The organism is Syntrophorhabdaceae bacterium, assembly GCA_036504895.1.
GTDB lineage: Bacteria > Desulfobacterota > Syntrophorhabdia > Syntrophorhabdales > Syntrophorhabdaceae > PNOM01.
Genome location: DASXUJ010000032.1, coordinates 16533 through 29728, shown reverse-complemented (window position 1 = coordinate 29728; position 13196 = coordinate 16533). Strand labels below are relative to the sequence as shown.

Genomic DNA, 13196 nt, shown 5'->3' with positions numbered 1-13196 from the left:
GCAGTAGAACTCCTCACAGACCACGAGAAGGAGGGATATGTCACCATAGGCAGAGCGACTTCTTCACTGATTACCCTATAAAAATCCCCTAAAATCAGGAAACAGAGCCACGGGGAAAGTGATTGCTTCACGGGTTCCGTATCGTGGATACGTCGTAGCACCTGACCCCGGAGCCAGGCGGCGGATATGGGCGATTCCCCCCGATTCACCGGCCGTCCAAGTGAATGCCTTACCTCGCCCCATGTTGAATCCCGACTCCGGGAAGACTATAATCTTTTATGCCTATCTACGAATACTACTGCGATGCCTGCGCTCGGGCTTCTTCGTTCCTGCTGCTTCGCGCCTCGGAATCCATCGAGCCTTTTTGCAAGGCCTGCGGGTCGCGGGACGTGCGGCGCATCCTCTCTCGCGTCTCTGTGCTCAAGAGCGAGGAGCAGCGCATGGAGAGCCTTCTTGACCCTTCGAAATTCTCCGACCTTGACGAGAACGACCCCGGCAGCATCGAGCGCGCCATGCGCCGGATGGGCCGCGAGATGGGAGATGAACTGGGGGAGGACTTCCAGGAAACCGTGGATGAGGCGATTGGAGCCGCTGCCGGCTCCTCTTCCGATGAGCTCTGAGTGTGGCCTTTTACCCCAGGGGCTTGAACTGACCCTTTCCCTGCCTTAGGATCTCCGCCTCATCCTCCACGATCCTGATTACCGTCGATGCATCGCTTGTGATGATGCCGCCGTCGACGATAATGCTGATATTCTTCTGAAACACCTTCTCTATCTGCCTCGGGTCGGTGAATACCTCATCCCCGGCAATCCGGGCGCTCGTGTTGATGATGGGTCTTTCGATGAGCGCGGCCAGGCCTACCGGTACGGGATGGTCCGGGATCCTGATGCCTACCTCTTTCTTGTCCGTCATGAGGAGCTTCGGCATGATCCGCTTCGCCTTGAGCACGAAGGTATAGGGGCCGGGCAAATGCCTTTTCAGGACTTCGAAGGCAAAATCGCTCATCACCGCATAGGTGCTGATCTCCTTCAAATCCCTGCAGATGATGCTGAGCGCCCTGCGGTCGTCGAGGCGCTTGATGGAATAGAGCTTCCTTATGGCCTTGATATTGAACAGGTCGCACCCTATCCCGTAATAGGTATCGGTGGGATAGGCGACAAGGCCTCCGAGGTTGAGGGTCTCTCTGATAAAATCGGTTGTCTTCTTTCTCGGCCGCGCCGGGTCCCATTCCGTAATCACCGCTTCCTCCCCACATACCGCGCGAGTGCCCTCGCCTTCCCTTCGCCGGAGATGACGATCTCCTCGTAGAAAAGGAGCTCGAGGTCGCGAAAACAGGAAAGGAGCTCGCCGTCTTCCAAAAGATAGGCGGGATTCATCCCCCTGCCGAGCATGTTCTGCCTCTTGAGATAGGTTTCATATATTAATATACCACCTTTTTCCAGAAGGTCTACGAGTTGCCCCATAATATCACGGAGGAGAAAGTAAAAAACGATCACCCCCGACGCCGATCCTTTCCTGAAAGGCAGGGATGAGGCATCGCCCTGGACGAGAAGAAGCCTTTGTTCCCGGCTTCTGGCGTCGTCGCCCATAATTTTCAAGGCTTCGGCCGAGCGCTCGAGACCGCACGCCCTATAGCCGAGCCCGGCGAGAAAGAGAATGTCCCTGCCCCTCCCCGCGGCAATATCGATCACCGTGCCGTGGGGTATGGCGGCCTGAAAGCGGGCGACGAGCTCATGCGGTCCCGTGCCGCTATGGACGCCTTCACGGTAGCGGGTATCCCAATCAGCCATGGAGGTATACCCTGCGCGCGTTCCCTGATAGAACCGCTGCCATCCCCTCTTCCCTCAGATGCTGTATTCCCCCGTCATACCTCTTGAAGGAGAGGAGGGGATAATCGGAGCCGAAAAGGGTCTTCTTCGCGAGGAAGGCGTCGATAAACCTGTAGGTGTCGATGGAATATATATAAGGAAGGGCCGCGGTATCGTAGAAGACCCTGGTGAAAGCATTGCGGATCTCCGGCATAAATTCATAGAAGCAGAGTCCGCCTCCCAGGTGGGCGAGGACGAAGGTCACATCCTGATGGGCTTCCACGAATTTGGTGACTTCCCCGAAATCGACTGCCACTTTCCCGCTGTACTGGTGGCCCACCTGCTCGTTGAGATGGAGGAGAAGGGGCACTTTGGCCACGGCCGCCAGACGGGCGACCTCATCGAGCAATTTCAGCTCATCTCTACCGAGCCCCACTTCGTAGAGCGCCACCTCGCCAATGCCCTTTGCCCCGAGTCCCAGGCATCGTTCCGCCTCTCTGATGCCCGTCTCCCTGTTCCTTATATTGATCGACGCCATGGGGATGATCCGGGGATCGGCCCGGGCGCACTCAAGGATGTAGTTATTGGCAAGCTCAATGAGCCCCTTGTCTTCAAAGGGAAAGCCGCACGCCACGGCCTGAAGGACACGCTCCCGCTCCATGTATTTGAGGAGACCCTCGTGGTCGACCATGGTCGCCCGCAGGTCGCCGTATATCCGGCTGAAACCTTCGTCGGTCAGGGCGATGGTTTTCCTTCTCTCCACGATTTCGGGGGGGAAAATATGGGTATGACCGTCTATTATGTCCATGAAATATTATTATAAAGGCTCGGCCCCTGAAAAAATAGATTTTTTTGCACTTTGATGATATATAAAACAGATGGCCGTAAAAATTGCTTTTCTCGACTGCGACGGAACCCTGACCAGGGTAAAAAGCAGTTGGGAATACCTCCACAGACGGCTTCAAATCTGGGACAATAAGGCAGACGAGTACCAGAAGCTCTTCAGGGCCGGGGCAATCGACTACTATGAGTTCTGCCGCAGGGACGCCATGCTCTGGAAGGGCCTTCCCGTCTCACGCGTGCAGGAGATGGTGGAGGAGATCCCCTACCACGAAGGGTCCCGGCAGGCCGTGGAAGCGCTTCAAGCCATGGGCATTCACACCGTCATCCTTTCCACCGGCCTTTCTCTTCTCGTGGAAAAAGTCAGGGAAGAGCTGGGCGTTCATATGGCCCTCTCAAACGACCTTATGAGCGAAAACGGCAGGCTTACGGGCGACATCAGAATAAATGTGGATTATGAGACCAAGGGTCATCTCGTGGAACAAATACTCGAAGAGAGGGGCCTTACTCCCGAGGAGGCCTGCGCGGTGGGAGACGGCGAGGGAGACGTGGGCATGTTCAAGGCAGTCGCTCTGCCCATAGGGTTTCACCCGAGCGAAAGCGTCCTTCCCCATCTTCGCCACGCCTCGTACGGAGATTCCTTGATGGAAGTGGTGGAGATCGTGAGACAGCACATGCAGCGCCCGTGAAAAAAAGAAACCTGAAGGTCCTTATCCTTCTCGTCGCCGCCCTTTTTATGGGGGGCTGCGGTACGCCCAAAAAAGTGAGGCTCTACGAATCGGACCCTTCCCTTTCACGGGTACGGGAAGAGATCGTCCAGACAGCGGTGGGGCTTCACGGCAATCCCTACAGGAGCGGCTCGAAAGGCGCGGACGCATTCGATTGCAGCGGCTTCGTCCATTTCGTCTACAAACGGTCGGGCATCGCCCTCCCCGTGTCGACAGACCGGCTCATCCAGTCAGGCGCGGAGATACCGAGGGACCAAATCAAACCGGGAGACCTCGTCTTTTTCAAGATCAAGAAGGACCTCCACATCGGTATTATGGTAAATTCAAGGGAGTTTATTCATGCGTCCAAATCAAGGGGGATCGCCCTTGACGACCTCGAGGCAAGCTATTGGAAACGCAGCCTCTTGAGCTTCCGCTGCGTCCTTACCTGAATTGATTCCTTGATGCGGCCTTTTTAGCCGACGTCGACACCGTTCTTTTTCAGATAATCTCTTAATGTAGTAGATTTATAGAGCTTCTTCTTCGCGTAATCGAGGATGAGCTTGTACTCTTTCTTGCCGAGATAGCCGGGTATCCGGATGATGCTCTTTCCCGACGGCTCCAGGAGGGCGGTGGTCGGATACCCCCTGATGCCGTATTGCCGCGCGATGTCTGTTCTCTTGTCTGCGTCCACCCTCACGAACACAAGGTCGTTTTTCATGATGGCCGAGATATCCCTGTCCGCGAGCACGTCCCTGTCCATCGCCTCGCAATAGCCGCAATGCTGACTGAAGAAGTAAAGGACAATCGCCTTATCATCGGACTTGGCCCTCTTGAGGGCATCTTTATAATCATCCCCGAATGCCGGACTATGACCGGCAAAGATGAGAAGAAAGGCGACAATTCCCACGGCCCATAGGTCAAAAAGCCGGGTAAAGAAAGGTGATTTCGTTTTCATAGTAAAAAGATAACATATTAATCGTCCAAAATCACCAGAGGCAGCCCGGAGGCCTATCCGGCTGCGTAAAATCCCTCTCTCGATTTTTTTCTCAAAATTATCGCAATTATCCCGCAAAGGGCCTAGGAAATTTCGTACAATTGCCGATAACATGAATGGAAGATGAGCGACGGAATTTCCCAGGCCGACCTTGACGCCTTATTTGCAGGGTTTTCAGACCCGGCGGCCGACACGAAGACAGAGGAAAAGAAGGAAGAGGGGGGTCTCTGCCAGGCCGATCTTGACGCCTTGTTTGCCGGGATCACGGATACCTGCGCAGAACAGAAGCCGGAAGTGAGGGACGTAAAGAAGGAGATAGCCCTCAAAATGGAAGAGGCATGTGAATCTCCCCCACCCGTCGGGGAAAATACAGGGGAATCCCTATCCCAGGAAGATATCGATAAAATGCTCGCCGAGTTCGGAATAGGGTAAAGTCGCGGTAAGACGGCTGGTCCATCGGCCCTTCCCTGCCACATTTTCCTTTTTTGTCCCTCCTTTGAGATTTAGGTCAGGAATTATCCGAAGTTTTCCTTTCACCAACTTGCATTACTTTCATAACTTTAGATTTGAATGTTCTGGTACAGGATGGCATAATAGCTCAAAAGAAGAATTGAGTGGACCTTGATGCTTTGTTCGCACCGATGACGCTGAATTACCTGCACCTATGACCTGACAAAGGAGACCATCATGCGCAAAGGTTGCCTCTTCCTGCTGTTCTTTCACCTCGTGTTTCTTCCCACGATCCTATGCGCCCAGACCTGCGCCGAAGGGGACTGCATAAACGGGCGGGGCAAAATGACTTTTCCGGATGGGTCGGCATACGAAGGTGATTTCAGGGATGCCAAACGGCAGGGTCAGGGGACCATGACTTTCAGCGATGGTGCAAAATATGAGGGAGAATTTAAAGAGGGCAAGTACCACGGGAAAGGAACCGCATTATCGTCAATTGGAACCAAATATACGGGGGAATTTCGTGAGGGTAAACGGAACGGGCATGGGACGTACATATCAACCGACGGACGCAAGTACGAAGGGGAGTTCAAGGATGGGAAACCGGATGGAGAGGGGGTCGAGGTAAGGCCGGACGGGCAAAAATATAAGGGTGAATATAAAAATGGACGATATGACGGCCGAGGCGTGCTGACTCTCAAAGACGGCACCAGATATGAAGGAGAATTCAAGGAAGGAAAGTATGACGGCAATGGCGCCTTAGCGTTAGCGGACGGGAGAAAATGTGTCGGGCTTTTCAAAAAAAACAAGCCCGACGGCCATGGGGTCTTCACCTTCCCGGACGGCGCCGTATATGAAGGAGAGTTCGCAGACGGAGCGTACAATGGACAGGGTGTCATGACGTTCCCCGACCGGAGACAGTACAAAGGCATGTTCAAAAATAATCTGCCCGAAGGGCACGGCTCGACGACCTTTCCCAATGGAGCCGTCTATGTCGGAGAACACAAGGGATGGCATTTCACTGGCCGGGGCACCCTCACCACCCCCGATGGCCGCACGCTGGAGGGCGCCTTTTCGCAGGGAAAGTTTACGGGCAAAGGGTCGAGGTTAAACGCTGACCAATCGATTTATACGGGGGAATTTCGAGATGATCTCCCCAATGGCCAAGGAAGTATTGTTTTCCCGGGGGGCCGAAAAGGTACCGGAGAATTCAAAGACGGGAAGATGCACGGACCGGGAAGAATGGCACTTCCCGATGGAAAGGTCCTTTCCGGCACCTATAAGGAAGGGATACCCGATGGGAAAGTGACAATCACCGGTCCTGACGGGAGTAATTTTTTCGGCATCATGAAGGATGGAAAATTGGACGGTGAGATCATTATGGTAACCCCCGAAGGCACCCGCCGTGTCGCCGAAATGGTGGGGGGAGAAATAAGGCCCCCATGGATGATTACGAAGAATGACGAACCCAGGAGCGATGGGCCGTTAAGCCGCACGATCGAAGTCGCAGAAGTACCTATCCCCGGCGAGGAGTGGCGAATCTCCTTCAAGACGCCGCCGTTAAAGAACAAGCGTGGCAGTGTGACCGCACCGGGGGAATTCATGTGGCGGGCCGATTCGGGAAGGTTTGAAATGTCATTTTTCGTGGAAAAACCCAGGGGAACCGGGACCACCCACAAGGATTGCTTCGAGTACTACTGGGGAAAGGCCGGCAGGAACCCGGATATTGCGAGAGAGACGATCGCCGCATCAGGGGGAGAAAAGTACTACCGCATCCAGTATGACATCGTAAAAGAGCTCAGGGGCCTCCCCACACGCCATCGGAACGTACATTATTTCTTCGTTACCGGTGGTAAATGGATAGATGTCCATATCTCCATACTGGGCCTCAATGAAGATGACCTGCGGGTATTTCGTCTGTTTGACGAAAGTCTTGAATATGGCAGGATAGGGTCGAAAGGCCTCGCATTCGGGCTTGAGCCGCGACAGCTTGATGGACGAAGCACATTCCATTCCCACGAATTAACTGAACAGGCGCCATTCCCCACGGCTCACTTTCCCCTTGCCCGGGCTTATTAAGAATGATAAAACGGAATGAGCACACCCGTGGATACCGATAATAAGGACATAAAAGTCTTCATCTCCACCCGCGACTCCGTCTGTGCGGAATGCGGGGAAGAGCTGGGCCGCCATGCCTGGATCACCCTTGCGGGCGAGAAAGGGGCCCTGTGCCTGGAATGCGCGGACCTCGACCACCTTGCCTATCTGCCTTCAGGGGATGCGGCGCTTACGCGGCGGGCAAAGAAACATTCAGGTTTGTGGGCGGTTATCCTCAAATGGTCGCGCGCCCGTAAGCGATACGAGCGGCAGGGATTGCTCGTCGAAGAGAATGCCCTTAACTGCGCCGAAGCCGAATGCCTCGCCGACGCACAGGCGAGAGAAGCCAGGAGAATAAGAGAATCCGCCAAGCGCGAGCTCCTCGACCGGAAATATGTGGAGGAATACAGCCGCCGCATCCGCCTCTCCTTTCCCCGTATGCCTCAGGGACTGGAAAAAAAGATCGCGGAGCATGCGTGCCTCAAGCATTCCGGAAGGGTCGGCCGCTCGGAAGGGGCGAAAAAGTTCAGCGAAAAGACCATCACCCTTGCGGTCATCGCCCATGTGCGTCACGAGGAGACGAAATACGACGAGCTTCTTATGGGCGGCATGGAGCGGCTCGACGCGAGGGCGATGGTGAAAGACAAAATCGACCGCGTCCTCGATATATGGAGCGGTGAATCGTAAGAAATTATCGGAATGACCGGGTTAGTCCCCGGTTTCACTTCAAACCCCTTTTTCGCCGCAGATAAAACCGCATAAAGGCGGACGAAGGCGTCTTTGTCAACCGTGTGACACTCCCGGTTGGACACTCTCCGGCCCCGAAGGGCCGAGAGTATTTGCCCGGCCAAAGTCGGCCGGGTAAATCGCTTTCATTCTCTTTCATCTGCTTTCATCCGGTTTTATCCGACGTTATCTGCGGCTGAAAGGATTTTGGTCGGGAGGTTCCGTGGAAAGGGCTTGACTCTGCTGCCGCAGATGGTGGTATCATAATGGGCGAGGCGGCATGGAACTCACCGACATTACAGGCTCTCAGGTAAAGCTCATCATGGTGGGCGGAAAAGGGGGCGTGGGAAAAACCACGTGCGCCTCGGCCATCGCCCTGAAATGCGCCATGGATGGGAAAAGAGTACTCCTTATTTCGAGCGACCCCGCTCCCTCCCTCTCCGACATCTTCGAAATGTCCATAGGAGACAGGGAAGTGAGGATAACGGAAAGTTACGAGCTTTACGGCCTGGAGATCTCATCCGTCGGGGTGCTCGCGAAGTGGAAGGAGCGATTCGGACCCGAGATCTATGAGGTGGTGAGGTCTTTCGCCGATGTGGATTACGATTTCGTCGATTATATCGGGAGCGCGCCGGGCATCGAAGAAGAGTACATGCTCAATTACATCATGGAGCTGACCGAGAGCGCCAGATACGACATGGTAGTCTGGGACACGGCGCCCGCCGGCCATACGGTACGGCTTCTCAAGCTTCCCCACCTCTTCCTCCGGCACCTTGAAGGGGCCACGAAATTCTACATGAACATCTATAGCTACCTCGATAAATTAAGAGATACGGTAAGGCTCAAGGGATCGAAAAAGACCCTCCTCGAAATAATCGGAAGCTGGGAAGCCCTTTCAGAACAGATCGTCGCCTTCATACGAAACCGGGAGATCACGAAATATGTGATCGTCACCATTCCCGAGGCGCTGGGCGTGAGGCTGACGGAAAGGGTGATCAGCGAATTCGAGGAGAACAGGCTCATTGTGGAGCATATGATCGTGAACCACGTCATTGAAGACGCGGATTGTGAGTTCCACAGAATAAGAAAAGAGATGCAGGAATTTTATATCGATCTCCTCAGGAATACCTACAAAACAATCGCCATTTCCACCCTCTATCTCTCTCCGAGGGAGATCAAGGGCATGAAGCGCATCAGGGAAGTGACCGAGGCGCTCTTCCCGGCGGAACCCGGATGATCAATGTGAAGAAGATACGCGTCACGGCCGGGAGGTTCAGGTCGCGCACCATCGAGATCCTGGAGAATAAAGTGGCGAGGTATACCCCCTCGAGGGTAAGGGAAGCGATTTTCAACATCATAGGCGACGTGGAAGGGAAGACGGTGCTCGACCTCTTCGCCGGCTCCGGTTTATTCTCGATCGAGGCCATGAGCCGGGGGGCGGCGTCTGCAACTCTCGTGGAACAGGACAGGGAAATGTACGCCCTCATCCAACGGAACCTCGAATCCCTTTCCCTTCTTTCTTCCTCCGAAGTACTCCACATGGAGGTGAGGCTTGCCCTGCCTTTTCTTTATAAAAAAGACGCCAAGTATGATATAATTTTCCTGGACCCCCCGTATGACAAAGGATATGTGAGCGAAACCACCGCACTTTTGAGAGATTATCAAGTGTACGGCCCCACTACACTCTTCGTGGTGGAACACTCAAAGAGGGAATTGTGCGGAAGCTCGGAATCAGCGGGGGAGAAGGGTGCATTTACGAGACGGTACGGCAATACGTGCGTCACCATATGCGGTCCCCGCGATCTTACTAAAAGGAGTTCCTGATGAAACGCAAAGTGGCAGTCTACCCCGGTTCTTTCGACCCCATTACCAACGGACACCTCGACATCCTCAACAGAGGACTCGAACTCTTTGACAAAGTCATCGTGGCAGTGGCCTACAACATCGAAAAACAGGCCCTCTTCAGCGTGGAGGAGCGGATGGAGCTGATAAAGCTCTCGGTGAATCACAGCGACCATGTGATCGTCGACAATTTCAACGGACTCCTGGTCAATTACGTAAAGAAAGTGAACGCGAGATTCGTGATCAGGGGATTACGGGCCATGAGCGATTTCGAGTACGAGTTCCAGATGGCGTCCATGAACCGGAACCTGAATCAGGACATGGATACCCTGTTCATGATGACAAGTAAGGATTATTATTTTATCAGTTCGAGGACTATTAAAGAGGTCCAGCAATTCGGCGGCTCCGTACACGGCCTGGTGCCTGACATTGTGGAGAAAAAATTGAAAGAGAAGCTCGCCGTTACATGAAAAAAGCGCTCCTGTCACTCATGCTGTCCGCCTTATTCGTGTGGGCCGCGCTTTGCGCCCACGCGGCCGAGGTATATACGGCCACGGTACAGGGTGCGATCACGCCTGCCACTGCAGGCTTTATTTCCGAAGCTATCGCGAAGGGCGAAAAGAAGTCGGCGAACGCCCTTGTCATGCTCCTCGACACGCCGGGCGGCCTCGACACCTCCATGAGAGATGTGGTGAAGGCCATCATGGAATCAAATATCCCCATTATTGTGTACGTTGCCCCATCTGGAGCGCGGGCCGCTTCCGCCGGATGCGTCATCCTCCTCGCCGCCCACATCGCGGCCATGGCCCCCGGGACCAATGTGGGCGCCGCCCACCCGGTAGAGTTGGGAAAATCGACCACCGACAAAGTGATGATGGAGAAGGTGGTCAGGGATGCGGAAGCCTATGTGAGGAGCATTGCGAAGAAACGGGGCAGGAACGAAACATGGGCAGCCTCCGCGGTGACGGAAAGCGCCTCGATCCAGGCCGGAACCGCCCTGGAAAAAGGGGTGATCGACGTGGTGGCGGGGACGGTCCGTGATCTCCTCGATCAGGTAGACGGCAAGACGGTGGAAACAAAGAAAGGGAACGTGGTCCTCCATACAAAAGGGGCCTCCATCATAGATATCGAGATGCCCTTCAAGTACACGCTCCTGGGCCTGATAAGCGATCCCAATGTGGCCTATATCCTCATGATGATTGGCATTTACGGGATACTTTTCGAGATTTTCAGTCCCGGGGCCATTTTTCCCGGTGTTCTGGGGGGCATATCACTCATCCTTGCCCTCTATTCTTTTCAAGCCTTGCCAATAAGCTATGCAGGGGCCTTCCTCATCCTCCTCGGGATCATATTCTTCATCCTGGAGGTAAAGATCATAAGCCACGGGGTCTTGGGTATTGCGGGTATAATATCGGTTGTGATAGGCTCTATAATGCTTGTGGACCTCCCGTCAGGAGGCGCTCTTTCCATTTCCTGGCAGTCGATAATTGCCGTGGCGCTGCTTTCGGCCCTTTTCGTCTTCGGAGTCCTCTCCTTTGCGATCAAAGCCCAGATGTCAAAGGTAAAGACCGGCAAGGAAGGGCTTTTGGGGGAGACGGGGACCACAACGACCATTGTCCATGAGACCGGAAAAGTGCTCGTCCACGGCGAGTTGTGGAATGCAGCCAGCGACGAGCCTATAAAAGCGGGTGAAAAAGTCATTATTTCCAAAGTGGAGAATCTGACCTTGAGAGTCCGAAAAAAAGGGGGTTAAGATGATTCCGATATATTTGTTCGTACTTGTGATGATAGTATTTTTCCTGGCCAGTGCGATCAAGATACTCAATGAGTATGAACGGGGCGTCATTTTCCGGCTCGGCCGGGTCCTGGGCGCGCCGAAAGGCCCGGGACTGATCATCCTTATCCCCATAATCGACAGGATGCAGAAAGTGAGTCTCCGGACGGTAGTGCTCGACGTGCCGCCCCAGGATATCATCACCCGTGACAATGTCTCGATCAAGGTAAACGCGGTAGTCTATTTTCGGGTCATCGAGCCCATGAGAGCGATCATCGACGTGGAGAACTTCCTCTATGCCACGAGCCAGCTCTCCCAGACCACGCTCAGGAGCGTTCTCGGCCAGGCGGAGCTCGACGACCTTCTTGCCCACCGGGAGAAGATCAACGAGAGGCTCCAGGAGATCCTCGACACCCACACGGAATCGTGGGGCATCAAGGTATCGAACGTGGAAGTGAAGAACGTGGACCTCCCCCAGGAGATGCAGCGGGCGATCGCGCGTCAGGCGGAGGCGGAGCGGGAGAGGAGGGCGAAAGTTATCGGCGCCGAAGGAGAGTATCAGGCGGCGACGAAGCTCTCGGAGGCTTCAGATATCCTCTCGAGAAATCCCATGGCCCTGCAGCTCCGTTATCTCCAGACCCTGATCGAGATATCGGCGGAGAAAAACTCTACTATAGTTTTTCCCCTTCCCATAGATCTTATTAAAGCCTTTACGGATAAACTGAAATAAAAACCTTTTACAGAGAGATGAAATGAAAAAATGGTGTATCCTTGCAGTTGCAGTATTCCTTATCTCAGCACAGACAGCGTACGGAGCAAAAGTATCCCACCGGCAGGGCGCGGCGAAGTCGCCTGCCAAAGCCCATGCGTCAAAAATAAAAGACGATCCCTATAAGTCCTTTTGCGTTGCGGAGGCTACCACAGGGGTAATGCTCGACGGCGAGAATGTCCACGCGAAGCGGGCCCCCGCGAGCGTCACCAAGCTCATGCTCGCCCTCGTGGTCATGGATAAGCTCGCCAAAGGCGAAGTCAAGCTGACGGACAAGGTGACCGTCTCCCTCGAGGCGTCGAAAATGGGCGGCAGCCAGGTCTACCTGGAGGTGGGGGAGACCTTCACCCTGGAAGAGATGATGAAGGCCGTAATGGTAGCGTCGGCCAATGACGCGGCCTATGCCGTGGCTGAACACGTGGGTGGGAGCAAAGAAGGGTTCGTGAACCTCATGAACGAGCAGGCGAAGGCACTCGGGATGAAGGATACGGAATTCCAGTCTCCTCACGGCCTTCCGCCGTCCAAGGGAGAGAAGGAAGACCTCACCACCGCGCAGGACCTGATAATGCTCGCGCGGGAGGCCCTCAAACATCCCAAGATCCTCGAATGGACCGCTATGAAAAGCGAACCCTTCCGGAACGGCACGTTCATCATGAATAACCACAACAAGCTCCTCACGAAGATGACCGCCATAGATGGGTTGAAAACGGGGTTTTACAGCGAGACCGGTTTTAATGTGGTGGCCACGGCAAAGAGGGGCGACTTGAGGTTCATTGCAGTGGTCATGGGGAGTCCCTCGGCAAAGATAAGGGACGACGTGACCATGGAAAAGCTGAAGAAGGCTTTCGGCCAGCTCAGGATGCTGAGCATCGTCAAGAAGGGTGAGTTGGTGGACAAAGAGGTCATGCTTGTCGACGGCAAGTACAGGAAGCTGAAAGGGGTAGCGGCCGTCAATTTCCTCTACCCGGTGCCAAGCGAAAAAAAGGGGAGTGTAAAGAAAGACATCGCCCTGCCCGAGAAGATCAAAGGCGAGATAAAGGAAGGGCAGAAGATGGGCGAGATACTCATACAATACGATAACCAACAGGTGGGCAAGGTGGACATCGTCTCTCCCGTCCACGTCCCCACGGCAAACCTGTTCACACGGTTCATCAGAAGACTCGGGCTCAATATCTGAAAGGGGATT

16 protein-coding genes are annotated in these 13196 nt (G+C 54.3%); 12 read left to right on the top strand and 4 right to left on the bottom strand.

Features of this window, described 5'->3' with window-relative positions; translation table 11 throughout:
* Positions 1-278: 278 nt before the first annotated feature.
* A complete protein-coding gene (locus VGJ94_04305) occupies positions 279-620 on the top strand; it encodes a zinc ribbon domain-containing protein (protein HEY3275820.1) in 342 nt (113 codons plus the stop codon).
* Between the two features lie 10 nt (positions 621-630).
* Here VGJ94_04305 and VGJ94_04300 read toward each other — a convergent pair whose 3' ends face one another.
* Genes VGJ94_04300 through VGJ94_04290 form a run of 3 tightly spaced genes read right to left on the bottom strand, consistent with a single transcriptional unit; the run spans position 631 to position 2616 of the window.
* A complete protein-coding gene (locus tag VGJ94_04300) occupies positions 631-1239 on the bottom strand; it encodes an L-threonylcarbamoyladenylate synthase (protein ID HEY3275819.1) in 609 nt (202 codons plus the stop codon).
* Positions 1236-1790, bottom strand: a complete 555-nt coding sequence (locus VGJ94_04295) for a class I SAM-dependent methyltransferase (GenBank protein ID HEY3275818.1) — start codon at positions 1788-1790, stop codon at positions 1236-1238. The genes VGJ94_04300 and VGJ94_04295 overlap by 4 nt, the downstream gene beginning before the upstream one ends.
* A complete protein-coding gene (locus VGJ94_04290; protein ID HEY3275817.1) occupies positions 1783-2616 on the bottom strand; it encodes an amidohydrolase family protein in 834 nt (277 codons plus the stop codon). The genes VGJ94_04295 and VGJ94_04290 overlap by 8 nt, the downstream gene beginning before the upstream one ends.
* A gap of 70 nt (positions 2617-2686) precedes the next feature.
* Here VGJ94_04290 and VGJ94_04285 point away from each other — a divergent pair, with 70 nt between their 5' ends.
* Together VGJ94_04285 and VGJ94_04280 are read left to right on the top strand one after the other, a co-directional pair.
* Positions 2687-3337 carry an HAD family phosphatase gene (locus VGJ94_04285; protein ID HEY3275816.1) on the top strand — a complete coding sequence of 217 codons (651 nt, stop codon included), beginning with the start codon at positions 2687-2689 and terminating at the stop codon, positions 3335-3337.
* Positions 3334-3807 carry a C40 family peptidase gene (locus tag VGJ94_04280; GenBank protein ID HEY3275815.1) on the top strand — a complete coding sequence of 158 codons (474 nt, stop codon included), beginning with the start codon at positions 3334-3336 and terminating at the stop codon, positions 3805-3807. The genes VGJ94_04285 and VGJ94_04280 overlap by 4 nt, the downstream gene beginning before the upstream one ends.
* Before the next feature lie 23 nt (positions 3808-3830).
* Here VGJ94_04280 and VGJ94_04275 read toward each other — a convergent pair whose 3' ends face one another.
* Positions 3831-4313 (bottom strand): thioredoxin fold domain-containing protein, encoded by a 483-nt coding sequence (locus VGJ94_04275; protein HEY3275814.1) that lies wholly within the window; start codon positions 4311-4313, stop codon positions 3831-3833.
* Positions 4314-4475: 162 nt separating this feature from the next.
* On the opposite strand from VGJ94_04275, the gene VGJ94_04270 reads away from it, so the two are divergent.
* The 9 genes from VGJ94_04270 (at position 4476) to VGJ94_04230 (ending at position 13187) form a co-directional block, all read left to right on the top strand.
* The gene (locus VGJ94_04270) at positions 4476-4784 is read left to right on the top strand and encodes a hypothetical protein (GenBank protein HEY3275813.1); all 309 of its coding nucleotides are present in this window, start codon (positions 4476-4478) and stop codon (positions 4782-4784) included.
* A gap of 255 nt (positions 4785-5039) precedes the next feature.
* Complete coding sequence (locus VGJ94_04265) at positions 5040-6881, top strand: hypothetical protein (protein HEY3275812.1); 1842 nt, start codon at positions 5040-5042, stop codon at positions 6879-6881.
* 15 nt (positions 6882-6896) lie between these two features.
* Positions 6897-7586 carry a DUF2293 domain-containing protein gene (locus VGJ94_04260; GenBank protein HEY3275811.1) on the top strand — a complete coding sequence of 230 codons (690 nt, stop codon included), beginning with the start codon at positions 6897-6899 and terminating at the stop codon, positions 7584-7586.
* 319 nt (positions 7587-7905) lie between these two features.
* Positions 7906-8862 carry an ArsA family ATPase gene (locus VGJ94_04255; protein HEY3275810.1) on the top strand — a complete coding sequence of 319 codons (957 nt, stop codon included), beginning with the start codon at positions 7906-7908 and terminating at the stop codon, positions 8860-8862.
* A gap of 5 nt (positions 8863-8867) precedes the next feature.
* Complete coding sequence (gene rsmD, locus VGJ94_04250) at positions 8868-9449, top strand: 16S rRNA (guanine(966)-N(2))-methyltransferase RsmD (GenBank protein HEY3275809.1); 582 nt, start codon at positions 8868-8870, stop codon at positions 9447-9449.
* Positions 9449-9937 (top strand): pantetheine-phosphate adenylyltransferase, encoded by a 489-nt coding sequence (coaD, locus tag VGJ94_04245; GenBank protein ID HEY3275808.1) that lies wholly within the window; start codon positions 9449-9451, stop codon positions 9935-9937. Before rsmD ends, coaD begins: the two co-directional genes overlap by 1 nt.
* A complete protein-coding gene (locus VGJ94_04240; protein ID HEY3275807.1) occupies positions 9934-11220 on the top strand; it encodes a nodulation protein NfeD in 1287 nt (428 codons plus the stop codon). The genes coaD and VGJ94_04240 overlap by 4 nt, the downstream gene beginning before the upstream one ends.
* A 1-nt stretch (position 11221) precedes the next feature.
* Positions 11222-11971, top strand: a complete 750-nt coding sequence (locus tag VGJ94_04235; protein ID HEY3275806.1) for a slipin family protein — start codon at positions 11222-11224, stop codon at positions 11969-11971.
* 22 nt (positions 11972-11993) lie between these two features.
* Positions 11994-13187, top strand: a complete 1194-nt coding sequence (locus VGJ94_04230) for a D-alanyl-D-alanine carboxypeptidase family protein (GenBank protein HEY3275805.1) — start codon at positions 11994-11996, stop codon at positions 13185-13187.
* Positions 13188-13196 lie beyond the last annotated feature (9 nt).